Raw genomic sequence first — 14057 nt, 5'->3', positions numbered from 1 at the left:
GGCGGTGGACTGCGGTGGCGGGGTCTGGTGTCGCGGCGAAAGCAGGCTAGCTTATTGGCCCAGCCAGCGCGAGCGCGCCGCGTGCCGCCCGCCTTCCGCCTTGAGCTTGAACTGTGCCGCCGGCTCGCGCGCCAGCGTCACCGGCAGCGCCTGCAGCTCGTCGCGGCGAAACGCGTGCAGTTCGATGCGGTCGCCGGTGCGGTAGCGCGCCAGCAGCTTGTCGAGCTGGCCGGGCGCCACACGCACGCCGTCGACGGCCACCAGCAGATCGCCGGCGGACAGGCCCGCGGCCTGCGCGGCGCCGCCGTCGAGTACCTGGGTCACGCGCACCCAGCCGTCCTCGGTCTTGACCTTGATCCCCAGCGCCGCGGTGCGCGCCGGCTTCTGCGCCTCGGCCTTGATCCCGAACGCCTTGAACAGCGCCGGCAGCGGCAGCTCGCCGGTGCCTTCGGTGAGCGTGCGCAGCAGCGGCCCCAGGCGCAGGCCCGTGACTTCATCGAACAGCGCATGAACCTCGGCCTCGGTGACGCCGCGCTGCACCGCGTCCGGGGCGTAGAAGCCGCGGCCGTAGCCACGCCACAGCGCGCGCATGACATCGTCGAGCGAGCGCCGCCCGCGGGTCTTGTCGCGGATGGTCAGGTCCAGCGCCAGCGCCACCAGCGCGCCCTTGGTGTAGTAGCTGACGATGGCGTTGGGCGCGTTCTCGTCCTGGCGGTAGTACTTGGTCCAGGCGTCGAACGAGCTTTCGGCCACGCTCTGCTTGGTGCGGCCGTTGCCGCGCAGCACGCCGTTCCAGGTCTTGGCCAGCATCTCGACATACTGCGCCTCGGTGACGCAACCCGAGCGCACCAGCATCAGGTCGTCGTAGTAACTGGTGAAGCCCTCGAACAGCCACAGCAGCGGCGTGTAGGTTTCCTGCGCCAGCCGGTACGGCACGAACGCGGCCGGCTTGATGCGCTTGACGTGCCAGGTGTGGAAATACTCGTGGCTGCACAGCCCCAGGAAGGTGCGGTAGCCCTCGCTGGTCTCGCTGTTGCCGCGCACCGGCAGGTCATTGCGCGAGCAGATCAGCGCAGTGCTGGCGCGATGTTCCAGGCCGCCGTAGCCGTCGCTGGTGACCATGGTCATGAACACGTAGCGCCGGTTGCTGTCGAGAAACGGCGCCTGCGCGGTGCGCGGCTCGAACAGCCGGATCTGGGTCTCGCAGATGCGCTTCAGGTCGCGGCACACGCGCTCCAGGTCCAGCTGCGGCACGCGTCCGGTGAAGACCACGTCGTGCTGCGCGCCGCAGGCGCGGAAGCTGGCCAGCGCGAAGGTGCCCATCTCGACCGGGTGGTCGACCAGCTCGTCGTAGTCAGCCACCTGGTAGCGGCCGAAGCCGTAACGCTTTGCGCCGTCGCGGCCGGGCGCCTCGCGCATGGCGGTGGCCACGCGCCAGTCGCGGTAGGCCTCGCCCGCGGGCGCGTGGATGTGGACGGTGCAGGGCCGCTCGGCCTGCCCCTCCACGCACAGGAACACCGAACTGCCGTTGAAGAAGCCATGGGTGGTGTCCAGGTGCGCGGCGCGCACCGACAGGTCCCACGCGTAGACCTCGTAGCTGAGCGTCAGCGGGCCGTCGGCCAGGGCGACCGGCGCGGCCTGCCAGCGCTGCTTGTCGAGCTTGGTCAGCGCGATCTCGCGCCCGCCCGCATCGGCGCGGATGCGCACGATATTGCGCGCGAAGTCCCGGATCATGTAGCTGCCGGGAATCCACGCCGGCAGCGAGAAACACTGCCCGGCCGGATCGGGCTCGCTCACGGTGACGGTAACGGCAAACAGGTGCGCTTCAGGCTGAAGCGGGGCGATGGCGTAGCGGATCGGCGTCATGGGCAGGATTGTAACGTCGGCGCCTGCGTGCAGCGCCGGCGCGGGTGAGGTGCGGCAAGGCAGCCTGACGCTGCTCAGCCGCGATTCACATCCACCACCACGCGCCCGCGCATGCCGCCCTCCATGATCCTGCGCCCCGCCTCGATGGCATCGCCCAGGCCGATCTCGCGCGTCAGCGCATTGAGCCGGTCCGGCTCCAGGTCGCTGGCCAGGCGCTGCCAGGCCTGTTCGCGCAGCGGCATCGCCGCCATCACGCTGTCGATGCCGTGCAGCGTGATGCCGCGCAGGATGAAGGGCGCCACCGAGCCCGGGAAGTCCAGCCCCTGCGCCAGCCCGCACGCCGTCACCACGCCGCCGTAGCGCACCTGCGCGCAGGCATTGACCAGCGTGTGCGAGCCCACCGAATCGATCACCGCGGCCCAGCGTTCCTTCTGCAGCGGCTTGCCGGGCACGCCCAGCTCGGCACGGTCGATCACGTCGTCGGCGCCCAGCGCCTTGAGGAAATCCGCCTCGCGCGTCTTGCCGGTCGAAGCCACCACCCGGTAGCCCAGCTTGCTCAGCAGCGCGATCGCCACCGAACCGACCCCGCCCGAGGCCCCGGTCACCAGCACCTCGCCGTCGCCCGGGCGCACCGGGCCGTTGACACCGCCGCGCTCCAGCGCCAGCACCGACAGCATCGCGGTATAGCCCGCGGTGCCGATCGCCATGGCCTGGCGCGTGGTGAAGGCGGCGGGCAGCGGCACCAGCCAGTCGCCCTTCAGGCGCGCGCGCTGCGCCAGGCAGCCCCAGTGGGTCTCGCCCACGCCGTAGCCGTTCAGCACCACCTTGTCGCCGGCTTTCCAGCGCGGATGGGCGGACTCCAGCACCGTGCCGGCGCCATCGATGCCCGCCACCATCGGCCACTTGCGCACCACCGGCGAGCGCCCCGTGATGGCCAGGCCGTCCTTGAAGTTGATGGTGGAGTACTCGACGGCAACCAGCACGTCGCCATCGGCTGGCAACTGGGCTTCGTCAAGGGTGGCGAGGTTGGCCTGGGTGGCGCCGTCGGCCTGGGTCAGCAGCACTGCCTGGAAAGTCATGGTGTCTCCTTGGTCGCCTGGCGGCGACTGCTTGCAATGATGGGAAAGGCAGAAAGCACAACGGCCGGACAAGTCCGGCCGTCGCTCGAGCCGGGACAGGTCCGGCGCGCTTATTTCTTGATGCTGGCGAGCTTGCGCTCCAGCGTGGCGACGTCCGCCGCGCCGGGGATGCGGGTGCCGTCGGTGAAGAACACCGCCGGGGTGCCGGTCACGTTCATGCTGTGGCCCAGCGCCAGGTTCTCTTCCAGCGGGGTCTTGCAGCTGCCGTTGCCGGACAGCGCCACCTGCTTGAGCATCCAGTCGCGCCAGGCCTTGGTGCGGTCGGCCGCGCACCAGACCTGCCTGGACTTGGTCTCCGAATCCGGCGACAGTACCGGGTACAGGAAGGTGTACACGGTGATGTTGTCCATCTGCTGGAAGGTCTGCTCGATGCGCTTGCAGTAGCCGCAGTTGGGATCGGAGAACACCGCGATCTGGCGACTGCCATCGCCCTTGGTCCACTTGATCGCACGAGCCAGCGGCAGGTCCGACCACTTGATGCGGTTGATCTCCGCCAGCCGCTCCTCGGTCAGGTTGGTGCCGGTGCGGGTATCGATCATCTCGCCATTAAGGATGTAGCGGCCGGTGGCGTCGGTGTACACCACCTGGCCGCCGATATGGGCTTCGAACAGGCCCGGCACCGGGGTCTTGCCGACGCTCTTCACTTCGGCGCGGCCGCCCAGCACTTTCTGCAGCGATTCCTTGATGCGGTCGGTGCCGGGCTCGCCCGCGGCGATGGCATGCAGCGCGAAGCCGGCCGCGGCCAGCCCGCCGGCGATGGCGGTGATGGTGGCGTAGACGGCGGGGCGGCGGCGCAGGGATGGGAACATGTGGACTCCAGGATCTCGATAAGGGGGCGGACGGGGGCGGACGGTGCCTGCGGGCTAGCCGAGCGCGCGCCCGATCAGCAGGCGCTTGAGCAGGGACTGGCCACCGACCGCGCGCATGCCGGTATTGCGCACCACCCGCGCCACGCTGCCCGGCAGCGAGAACAGCCGGTGCAGCCCGTCGGTGGCCGCGGTCAGCGATAACAAATCGGTGGCGCGCGCGCGCTCGTAGCGACGCAGCAGGCGCAGGTCGCCCTCGCTGCGGAAAGGTTCTTTGTCGGCCATCACGCGGCCAAGTTCCGCGACGTCGCGCAGGCCCAGGTTCATGCCCTGGCCGGCCAGCGGATGTACCACGTGGGCGGCGTCGCCCACCAGCGCCACGTGCGGCTGCACGAACTGGTCGGCACGCTGCAGCACCAGCGGGAAGCCCTGCGCGGGGGTCACGCAGCGCAGCGCGCCGAACCGCGCTCCGACCGCGCCGCTGGCGCCCTGCATCACGGTGGCGGCCAGCGCCTCGGGCGACAGCGCCAGCAGCTCGCGCGCGTGCGCCTCGTCGGCGGACCAGACCATCGATACATGGTTGTCCGGCAACGGCAGCATCGCCAGCACTTCGCCGTTGGCCGGCTCCTCGTCGGCCATCAGCTTTTCCGGCGCGCCCAGGAACCACTGCCAGGCGGTTTCATGGTGAGGCCGCTCGCAGGCAAAGTTCGCCACCACGCCAAGCTGGCGATACTTGCGCGTGCTGACGCCGATATGGCATTGCTGGCGCAGCCATGAGCGCGCGCCGTCGGCGCCGATCGCCAGCGCGGTGCGCACCTTGCCGCCGTTGTCCAGCGTCAGGGTGATGCCGTCAGGGTCGCGCTCGCACACGCTGGCGCTGCCGTCGTGCCACGTCACCTGGTGCTGGAAGCCCAGCGCGGTGTCGAGCGCGCGCTCGACCAGGCGCGACTCGATGATCCACGCCAGCTGCGGCACCGCCGCGGCGTACGCGGAGAAGTGCAGGTCGCCGTCGAAGCTGGGCGAGGTCTCGGCGGCGCTGACGTCGCCGAATACGCGCATGTCGCGCACCGGCTGGATCCGCGCCGGGTCCAGCGCCTCCCACACGCGCATGCGTTCGAGCAGCGCCTGCGAGCTGGCGGAGAAGGCGTAGATGCGGCTGTCCCAGTCGTCCGGCCCGGCGCCGGCCGCGGCGCGCGCCGGCTTCGGCGCGACCAGCGCGACGTCCATGCCCTGCTGCGCCAGCAGCAGCGCGCAAGACTTGCCGACGATGCCGCCACCGACGACGGCAACCTGGAAAGCGGAGGATTTGCGCGCGGCGGGTCGCGCGGACGCGTGGGATCGGGTCATGGCTGGATTATAGCCACGTCACTCCGGGGCCCGTCCCTGCCAGGTTGCCCGCGCGATGGTGGCCCGCAAGGCGCCCGGGCGGAGCAACGGCAAGTGCCCCGGTCCCCGCAACGCGCATCCGCCGATCCTTATAGCTGCGCGTCATAAGCCTTAGAACTAAACAATAGGGTCGGCGCTTCCACCCCCGGACACGCACGGGCCTATATTGAAGCGAAATGTTTTTTGGCCGGGGAACTCACCACCTGAAGGGAGGTGGAAAAATGATTAAACAAGCATTATTGATTGCCGTCGCTACCGCTGGGGCCATGGGCACGGCATTCGGGGGTACCGGTCTTCGCGATGTCTACACCGATGGCGCGAAGGTTTCGAAGTTTGATGTCTACACCGATGGCGCAAAGGTGTCGAAGTTCGATGTCTACACCGATGGCGCGCGCACCCGCGACACGTTCACCGACGGGGCACGGACCGGCGACAAGCGCGACCTGTTTACTGACGGCGCAAAAACCACGGAGATGCGCGATCAATTCACCGACGGCGCCTGATCGCGGCCATCGCGATCCGGCACCAGACCACGCTGCACGGCCAAGCTGACACCTTGGCCGTTTTGTTTGCCAGGGCGACGCTTCTGCCCTGACACCGCTCCAGCCCCCCAAAAGGTTACAATCGCGGTTTTCCGTGGCAACGCATGCAACTTCGCCGAGCCAGCGCGATGTGATGTCTTTGTCTCGTCCCGACGCAGTCCCCGCAGGTAGCGCGCAATCCGCGCCGCCACGGCGCTGCCGGCACCGCTGGCATCACGCAACCCATTGATTCCGAAGACCACACCATGAGCCTCAAATGCGGCATCGTCGGCCTGCCCAACGTCGGCAAGTCCACGCTGTTCAATGCCCTGACCAAGGCCGGCATCGCCGCCGAAAACTATCCGTTCTGCACCATCGAGCCCAATGTGGGCGTGGTGGAAGTGCCGGATCCGAGGCTCGCGAAGCTGGCCGAGATCGTCAGGCCGGAGCGCATCCTGCCGGCCACGGTCGAGTTCGTCGACATCGCCGGCCTGGTGGCGGGCGCTTCCAAGGGTGAGGGCCTGGGCAACCAGTTCCTGGCCAATATCCGCGAATGCGATGCCATCACCCATGTGGTGCGCTGCTTCGAGGACGACAACGTGATCCACGTGGCCGGCCGCGTGGACCCGCTGTCGGATATCGAAGTCATCAACACCGAACTGGCGCTGGCCGACCTCGCCACCGTCGAGAAGGCGCTGGCGCGCTACGTCAAGCCGGCCCGCGCCGGCGACAAGGAAGCCCAGCGCCTGGTCGCCGTGCTGGAAAAGGCCCAGTCCGTGCTGGACCAGGCTAAGGCCGTGCGCACGCTGGAACTGGCGCCCGAAGAGTGGGATGCGATCCGCCCGTTCTGCCTGATCACCGCCAAGCCGACCATGTACGTGGCCAACGTGCGCGAAGACGGCTTCGACAACAACCCGCACCTGGACGCGGTGCGTGAATACGCCAAGCAGACCGATTCCCCCGTGGTCGCCGTCTGCGCCGCCATCGAAGCCGAGATCGCCGACCTCGACGACGCCGACAAGGCCGAATTCCTGGCCGACCTCGGCATGGACGAGCCGGGCCTGGACCGCGTCATCCGCGCCGGCTTCAAGCTGCTGGGCCTGCAGACCTACTTCACCGCCGGGGTCAAGGAAGTGCGCGCCTGGACCATCCACGTGGGCGACACCGCGCCCAAGGCGGCCGGCGTGATCCACACCGACTTCGAACGCGGCTTCATTCGCGCGCAGACCATCGCCTATGACGACTTCATCGCCTTCAAGGGCGAGACCGGCGCCAAGGAAGCCGGCAAGATGCGCGCCGAAGGCAAGGAATACGTGGTGAAGGACGGGGATGTGATGAACTTCCTGTTCACCCGCGTCTAGCCCTCCATTGACATTCACCTAAGACCTCCTACCCTATGGACATTGCCGTGGGGGTTGGAGGTTTTCGTCTTTGTAAAAGACGAGTAGCGGAGGGCCCGGTAGGGCCCGACCCCGTGTGCACGGGGGGCTACATGTCTCGATTAGTCGACGACCGGACACTGCAGCAGTGGCGTTCCCTAGACGCCGCTTTTGTCCTTCAACGCCTTGGCTGCTACGCCAAGCGCGATGTCTCGTTCCACCCCATAAAGGTCAAGAAGACGGCGCGGTACCACGTCAATGCCAACGGCCGCGACTGGGAGCTTCTTCTCACCGGACCAAAGTTCTGGGATGCCCGTGCAGACAAGGGCGGCGGCGGTGCTGTCGACCTTGTAATGTACCTATTTAATTTAGACTTCAAGCACGCGGCAAATATGCTTCGCTCCGCGATGCCCGAACTCACGTCCGTTTCGCCAGACAGTTCCTCGGTCGGCATTTCGAGGCCCGGCGGTTCTGTCTCCCTCGGTGGAGACGATGATGGCACGGCTTGAATACATTCATTATGAGTTCCGCCATGTGTCTTTAGGCGAAGACGGCGACCTTGTCTATACAAAAGAAGCAAGACCGCCCATTAAAGACCTTCCCCAAATCTATTGGGAAGACGGCACCGGTTGGGACGAAGCCAATGTATGGGCTCTCGACAGAGCCGCCTCCGGCACACTCGATGCGGAGACGATTAAGCGGACGATGAAGCATTTGTGCCGATACGCCAACTTCCTGGAGGCTCAGTGTATCGACTGGCGCAATTTCCCCATCCGCAAAGAAGAGCGTGTGCTCAACAAATTCAAAGGCCGTCTGGAAAAGGACCGCGACAAAGGTCTTCTAGAAAGCAGCACAGCAATGAACTGCATGAACTCTGTCATCCAGTTCTATCGATTCGCCGATACCCATAATCTTGTGGGGTCCGAAGCGCCGATGTGGGAAGACCGGATTGTCCGGATGACTCGGTACGATAACGTCGGCTTCAAGCGGGCCATGTCCATTTTAAGCACGGACCTCTCCATTAAGAATTCCAAGCGTCAAGGGGTCATGCTGGAAGATGGCTTATTACCATTGAGCGCCGAACACTGGAATAGCTTGTTGGCCTACACAGCAGTGCATGCAGTGGAAGAGCTGCACCGAATGCTTGCGATAGGGTTTTTCACCGGAGCCCGCTTAGGCACCATTACCACTCTTACAGTTACGAGTTTGGAAACCGCCCGAGCACACCCCACGGTCGAGGGCTTATACCTTCTCCCGGTGGGACCAGGTACCGACGTCGCAACCAAGTCCTCGGTGAATGGAAACCTTCATATCCCGGAGGCCGTTTTGATGGATTTGAAGGCCTACGCAACGTCCACGACACGCCTCCTGCGAGAAAAGAACGCCCATCCAAGCCATAAAGATGTACTTTTTCTCACCCGCACGAGCAAGCCATATACCGTCGCAACGGTAGACCGGTTGGTTCACACAATGCGAAGTCAAGCAGCGGACGCCGGACTTCACTTCATGCATAAATTCAAGTTCCATCAATCTCGAGCTACTTTCGGGACTTGGCTTATGCAGCTCTTACTAGACTGCGGGGCTACGACCAGCGCGATAGAGTTCGTCAGAGACGCGATGCTTCACAAAAGCGAGAGTATGACATGGCGTTATATCAAGTTTCTTGAGAATACTCCGGCTAAGGAGAAAGCGGCTGGGGCCTTCAGCGCAGCTTTCACTAACGTCACGAATCGAAACTGGGAGAAAGTAGATGCATAACGAAGGTCAATTGCCCGACCTGACGTTCCCAGATGTCGAATTTGGGAAGAACGAGACGCCTTGGAATCTCAACATCCTGCTTTACAAAGGCGCCTCTGCAGTTAAGTCGAATGCGGCGACGCAGCAAAAGATATTGAATGGAAAATTTGGCGAGCCTCTACTAGAGCGACTGGAGTTAGTCAGCCGGCTACATGGCGAAATCAACGCATCCTTCAAGAGCGGTGGCTCGCGAGCCACAGTGGAAGCGCAACGGCTCACCTTGCGATATTTTTTTGCATTTGCCGAACGTGCTAGTAAGGCTTTGACGCTCGCAACGGTCGAGGAAACTTATCGTGCTTGGGTAGATTCGCTCGTTCTACGAACACGTCTGCCCCGCAAAAACAAGTCTGCAAACGTCCCAGACCGCAAGCCTCTTTCGGTTCTCTCCGCATATGGTTATGCGGCTACGGTTGGAACATTTCTAGACCATATACTTGACCGAGTCACCTGCATTATTGAGACAACCGGTCTCAAATTTCCACCCCGCCGAATAACGGCAGTCGGAACTCAGGCAGAGAAGCAAAATCTCAGTCACACTTTCGCGTTTGGACACATGCTTCAAGATATTTGTGACGGCTTAACTCTTCGGACTACCCTTGAGGTTCCCTTTCCGGTTCAAATCGAATTGAGAGCAGGAAAGACAATAACACGCCAGGAACCTACTTTATGGCCGGAAGGAAGCAAACGCAACTCGCTGGTTAATCTACGTATAGAAGCCGAGCTTCTGATGTTCATAGGTCAGACCGGTATGAATCTTGAAGAAGCGGCCAATCTTGAGTTTCGACACTTCTCTTATATGAGCTACAACGACAGCTATCAGGTACGGGACTATAAGCACCGCCGCCATGGTCCCGTGCTCTTCCACATATTCAAGGATTACAAATCACACCTCGAGCGCTATCTTGAATGGCGTAGGAAATTATTTCGAAAATCCAACAGGTTGTTTCCTTTTATCAGATTCGACGGCGCAAGGGATGGCCGACGCTTCTCTGCGGACAGGATGCGAAAGATATGCAAAGAAGTAGACATCCCATTTATCCCACCACAGTCATTACGCAATACGCGAGTGAATTGGCTACTTCGGCTTACAGGTGACCCAATCCTCACAGCGGAGACATCGCAGCATACCAAGGAGGTTTTGAAGAACAAGTACGAACGTGCAAGTTACCAACGAACAACGGTTGAGGCGACTCGGTTCTGGTTGAAAGCCGACCCACATCTGAGAACCGAAGCCGTTGCGCCAGGCGATTGCACGGGGACACCGCAAGCGGTAGCTAACATTCCTCCGGAAGCGCCAAAACCCGACTGCAAACGGGCATCTGGTTGCCTGTGGTGTGCAAATCACCGTGACGTTGACTCGTTTGATTATACCTGGGCGCTTTCCAGCTTCCATCACATCAAGGTTATCGAATTGAGCAAAGACAGATTGCCACGTCGTGACGAAGATGCCCCGCCCGCACAGCGGTCTATCGAACGAATTCAGGAGAAGTTGAAGTGGTTCGAGGAGTCTAGTGAAACGAGACGTCGATGGGTGGAAGAAGCGCAGATGCGTATAGCCGAGGGGGATTTTCACCCTGATTTTAATGTCGAGATTCGAGAATTGGAGGGCGAACATGACCCCATGGACCCCTGAATTCGCATTGAAGATTGGCGCCGCACCAATATTGCCGGAGAACTCCTGCTACAGGCCCCCGAGTTGGCCACCACCAGCGGACTGGGTCGTCAGCGAAGATTCGGAAGGAAATCCCTTGTCAAGATGGAGCGACCCCTTTTGGGATTTTTCAGCATGGGTGGGATATTCCTTCAAGCTCCATTTCGCCGGCGGAGGCCCTGGCAGGTCTGGTCAGCCGCTTCGCCCTCAAAATCAACACCTAATGAGGCTATTGACCACTTGGGTAATGTGGGGCCCGGACAGCAGAAAGGCCTGGCGGTCACTGCTACACACCTTTTACCGCTTACGTAGAATAGTCGCCCTCTGTGACCGAGAGAATATTCTCGCCAGTGAGCTTTATCGATTCCCCAAGGTCATCGAAGAAGTTCCCAAACTATACTCCGAATCCGACAGGAGTTTGATTTTGGCGGAATTGGACCGTCTGCTACGGGCGAAGGAGAGGCTTGGATTCGTACTGGTAGACGAGTTTGGACTGTGTTCTATTTCCAAAGCCTTCTCCGAAACAGATGACGTCGACACGGAGCAAACAGCCTATATCCCACCCAGGATTTGGACATATCAGATTCACCGACTGAGAGAATGTCTTGACGATTTCATCAAGCATGAGCAGCAGATAACTGACTGCTTCAACTTCTGCGTCGACGCTTACGCGCACAATTTTGGGTCACTCGAGGCGTGCTTTACCTACGAAGGAGACAGAGATGCTCTCCTGCCGTTCTGCGAAGACGAGAAAATAGGTCGGCGACTTAGCGGCATGAAATTCTATGGCCCGTTTGAGCTTACCGCCAAACGATTTGGAATAGATTCATTGATTGATAAATGGATTTCCGGCTCGATGACAGGAATTCTCCTTAAATCGCTTTCTTCGTATTTGTCATTAGTTCAACATGCCGGAATGATTTACATCGCAAATTTCACACTGCAACGAATTGGGGAGAGTGCAGCGCTCAGGGCCGACTGCCTAGTTTGGGAGGAGGACGCCGTATTAGGGAAAATTCTTACGGTTTGCGGTGAGACAACCAAGACTGACCCGGACAGTGATGCGCGATGGCCGACAAGCCCAAGCGTCCAAGTGGCTGTAAAAGCAATGACTGGCGTTGCCAAGTTGCGTATGCGGTGTGCCGAAGAGAATCCAAAGGTTAACTGCGGCAAGGAGGATATAGAGAATCCGTACCTCGTCCATTGCGCTTTTGAACCGTGGTCGACTGCTCCGCATGCTTGGCGGTCCTACTCGACCCGCTCCAATTTGGCGTCATATAAGGTTCTGTTAGAGACACGGTATCCACGTCTTTTCGACCCTGCGCAGCTTACGATAACCAAAGATGACCTAGAAATCGCTTTGAAGCTAACTCCCAACTTAAGCAAAAACGGCGCGTTTGAAATTGGAAATATTTGGCCACTTGCGTATCACCAAACTCGCCGTACAGGTGCCGTTAATATGTTCGCTAGTGGCCTGTTGAGCGATACATCCATCCAAGTCATTATGAAGCATCTTACACTTGAACAGTCGAGGTATTACGGAAAAAACTACAGCCGGGTCCGTTTCAATGACGAACGGGAGAGGCTAACAGTGGAGGCTAAATATGAAGTGCTAGCCAAGCAAATTAGTGCACTGGTGGATGAGCACTATCTATCCCCTCAGGGGGAGAAACGGAAGCAAGAAATCGTAGTCAACCTTCTTAGCACGAGGGATTACAATGAACTCGTCAAAGCAGGTCGAAAGGGAGAAGTCTCCTTTCGAGAAACGCGGCTAGGAGGCTGTACGAACAGGACACACTGTGACTATGGTGGCATTGAATCGGTAGCACGGTGTGCGGGCGGAGACGGTCACGAACCTTGTCGCGAAGCAATATTCGATAGCACAAAGCGAAATTCCATAGAACGCCAATTGGAAGGTGTTGAACGTCGGCTCAAAGAGGTGAAACCAGGCAGCCCTCGCGAAATTGCACTGAAATCTGAGGCGCAGGGACTAAGGAACTATCTCAATGTCGTCCGAAACTGAGACAGCAGAAGACCGCTTTCGGCGCGCTTTCGAACGCCTGAAAGCCAATAAGCCAGAAGTACTTCCGGCTGGCACCCCTGTGAGCCAGAATAACGTCGCGAAAGAGGCTGACGTAGACCCAACTGCTTTAAGAATATCTCGCTACCCAACACTGATTCGCGAGATACAAACATTTGTGGAAATCAGGGACAAGGCGAAAACCTTGCAACGTGAGCGCCAATCCCAACGAAAACATGTCAAGGAGGATTTAGTCTCACGAAACAAGACATTGACGACGGAGCGAGACGAGGCGCAATCTAAGCTCGTTAGTGTGGAGCGTCGAGTACTCGAACTTCTACAGGAAAATGCTAGATTGAGAGCGAAGCTCGACGAGAGGCTTCCACCGCCAACGCGCCTGGGCGAATAATCTGGGCGCAGTTGTTGGGACGCCGCACGTCCGAATAGCTTCAGAGGAAGAGCCTGTCCACCTCCCCCCATTGGTTCGCGAACCCACCTCCGGGCACTTCAATAGTGCATCGACTCTGCCATGATGCCAAGGAGCTGTAGTTTCGCCGTCGGCAGGTTCTGGCTTTTTTTTTACAGGTGCGGAGAAATTCCGCTTCCAGCGGACATCAAAGGACGCTTTGACCGTCGCGTGGACAGGACGCCTTGCGCCGCATGTGGATAAAGAACGGTGGCGCGACAAGGCAACAAAACCAATCTCGGATTATGAAAAGGTCACCGTCGGCCGGATTCCTGGAACTCTCAGTTAGCTCAAGGACATGTAGTTGCTGCAAAGGGATAGACATTGCCGGCTCGCTAACACCGAACGCTCGCGCGAGCGAAGGCCCATCCAGTTCGGTTCCCGGTCGGTCGTAAGAGCGAACGTCAGGCAAAGACTTACCCGAAAAGTGCGTCGTTATGGCTTATCCGGCAAGAATCTGCCTGTACTTGCGGACCGATTTCCTGTGGCCGCCCGTATACACCCTATCGCCACGCGAATTCCTAAGCAGTCGACGTTGATGATGGGGTAGTGAGGACTATCCCTTTCCTCGCTGATTCCCAAGCAGCCCCTTCGATAAAAGCCTGTTCTCGATGACGTACCCAATCTCCCTCTTGTCGGCCTTCAATAGGTATCGCCACACAAGGAGGAATTCCGCGAGCTCGTCGTTATCGCAATAGAAGTAAGCGGTCGGGACCTTGAGCGCCCTTGCGAGCTTTTCCGAGACCTCGAACGGGGGCTCGTGGACACCGCTCTCGTAGCGGCTGATGCGCGCGCTAGCGGTGTGTTCGTCCAGGCCAATTTCAACACCGAGTTTGTCCTGGGGAATGCCGGCACGCCGTCTTGCCTGTCGCAAGCGGCGCCCAAAAAGCGTAACCGGCTCTTTTCTTCCCATTCTGCGAATATCGTAGAAATCGCGTTGCGTTTCTCTACGAAATTCGTAGAATCAAAAACCAGCCACGAACGGCCGGAATAGCTTGACAAATCGCCATTTCATGGTTTTTCCGG

At 60.5% G+C, this 14057-nt stretch carries 12 protein-coding genes; 7 read left to right on the top strand and 5 right to left on the bottom strand.

What is annotated here, in order from left to right; genetic code table 11:
- Nucleotides 1-51: 51 nt before the first annotated feature.
- From A3AG_RS0110100 to A3AG_RS0110085, 4 genes are all read right to left on the bottom strand, one after another.
- On the bottom strand, nucleotides 52-1866 hold the full coding sequence (locus tag A3AG_RS0110100) for a M61 family metallopeptidase (RefSeq protein ID WP_018005279.1): 1815 nt from the start codon (nucleotides 1864-1866) through the stop codon (nucleotides 52-54).
- 74 nt (nucleotides 1867-1940) lie between these two features.
- Complete coding sequence (acuI, locus tag A3AG_RS0110095; RefSeq protein ID WP_018005278.1) at nucleotides 1941-2945, bottom strand: acrylyl-CoA reductase (NADPH); 1005 nt, start codon at nucleotides 2943-2945, stop codon at nucleotides 1941-1943.
- A gap of 110 nt (nucleotides 2946-3055) precedes the next feature.
- Nucleotides 3056-3814, bottom strand: a complete 759-nt coding sequence (locus A3AG_RS0110090; RefSeq protein WP_018005277.1) for a DsbC family protein — start codon at nucleotides 3812-3814, stop codon at nucleotides 3056-3058.
- Nucleotides 3815-3868: 54 nt separating this feature from the next.
- A complete protein-coding gene (locus tag A3AG_RS0110085) occupies nucleotides 3869-5158 on the bottom strand; it encodes a UbiH/UbiF family hydroxylase (protein ID WP_018005276.1) in 1290 nt (429 codons plus the stop codon).
- A gap of 260 nt (nucleotides 5159-5418) precedes the next feature.
- Here A3AG_RS0110085 and A3AG_RS0110080 point away from each other — a divergent pair, with 260 nt between their 5' ends.
- From A3AG_RS0110080 to A3AG_RS33955, 7 genes are all read left to right on the top strand, one after another.
- Nucleotides 5419-5700: a hypothetical protein gene (locus A3AG_RS0110080; RefSeq protein WP_018005275.1), complete on the top strand. Its 282-nt coding sequence runs from the start codon at nucleotides 5419-5421 to the stop codon at nucleotides 5698-5700.
- A gap of 284 nt (nucleotides 5701-5984) precedes the next feature.
- The gene (ychF, locus tag A3AG_RS0110075; RefSeq protein WP_018005274.1) at nucleotides 5985-7079 is read left to right on the top strand and encodes a redox-regulated ATPase YchF; all 1095 of its coding nucleotides are present in this window, start codon (nucleotides 5985-5987) and stop codon (nucleotides 7077-7079) included.
- Nucleotides 7080-7210: 131 nt separating this feature from the next.
- Nucleotides 7211-7606: a hypothetical protein gene (locus A3AG_RS0110070; RefSeq protein WP_035848326.1), complete on the top strand. Its 396-nt coding sequence runs from the start codon at nucleotides 7211-7213 to the stop codon at nucleotides 7604-7606.
- Nucleotides 7593-8855: a site-specific integrase gene (locus tag A3AG_RS0110065; RefSeq protein ID WP_018005272.1), complete on the top strand. Its 1263-nt coding sequence runs from the start codon at nucleotides 7593-7595 to the stop codon at nucleotides 8853-8855. The genes A3AG_RS0110070 and A3AG_RS0110065 overlap by 14 nt, the downstream gene beginning before the upstream one ends.
- Nucleotides 8848-10527: a site-specific integrase gene (locus A3AG_RS33965; RefSeq protein WP_147310026.1), complete on the top strand. Its 1680-nt coding sequence runs from the start codon at nucleotides 8848-8850 to the stop codon at nucleotides 10525-10527. The genes A3AG_RS0110065 and A3AG_RS33965 overlap by 8 nt, the downstream gene beginning before the upstream one ends.
- Nucleotides 10508-12568 carry a hypothetical protein gene (locus A3AG_RS33960; RefSeq protein ID WP_147310027.1) on the top strand — a complete coding sequence of 687 codons (2061 nt, stop codon included), beginning with the start codon at nucleotides 10508-10510 and terminating at the stop codon, nucleotides 12566-12568. The genes A3AG_RS33965 and A3AG_RS33960 overlap by 20 nt, the downstream gene beginning before the upstream one ends.
- Nucleotides 12552-12974: a hypothetical protein gene (locus A3AG_RS33955; RefSeq protein ID WP_147310028.1), complete on the top strand. Its 423-nt coding sequence runs from the start codon at nucleotides 12552-12554 to the stop codon at nucleotides 12972-12974. Before A3AG_RS33960 ends, A3AG_RS33955 begins: the two co-directional genes overlap by 17 nt.
- A gap of 613 nt (nucleotides 12975-13587) precedes the next feature.
- On the opposite strand, the gene A3AG_RS31555 is transcribed toward A3AG_RS33955, so the two are convergent.
- On the bottom strand, nucleotides 13588-13944 hold the full coding sequence (locus A3AG_RS31555; protein WP_051073501.1) for a helix-turn-helix domain-containing protein: 357 nt from the start codon (nucleotides 13942-13944) through the stop codon (nucleotides 13588-13590).
- Between the last annotated feature and the right edge of the window lie 113 nt (nucleotides 13945-14057).

This window comes from Cupriavidus neocaledonicus, from assembly GCF_000372525.1.
In the GTDB taxonomy this organism is placed as follows: Bacteria; Pseudomonadota; Gammaproteobacteria; order Burkholderiales; family Burkholderiaceae; genus Cupriavidus; species Cupriavidus neocaledonicus.
Note: the sequence above shows the minus strand (reverse complement) of the source record. Positions and strands in the feature narration are given on the sequence as shown.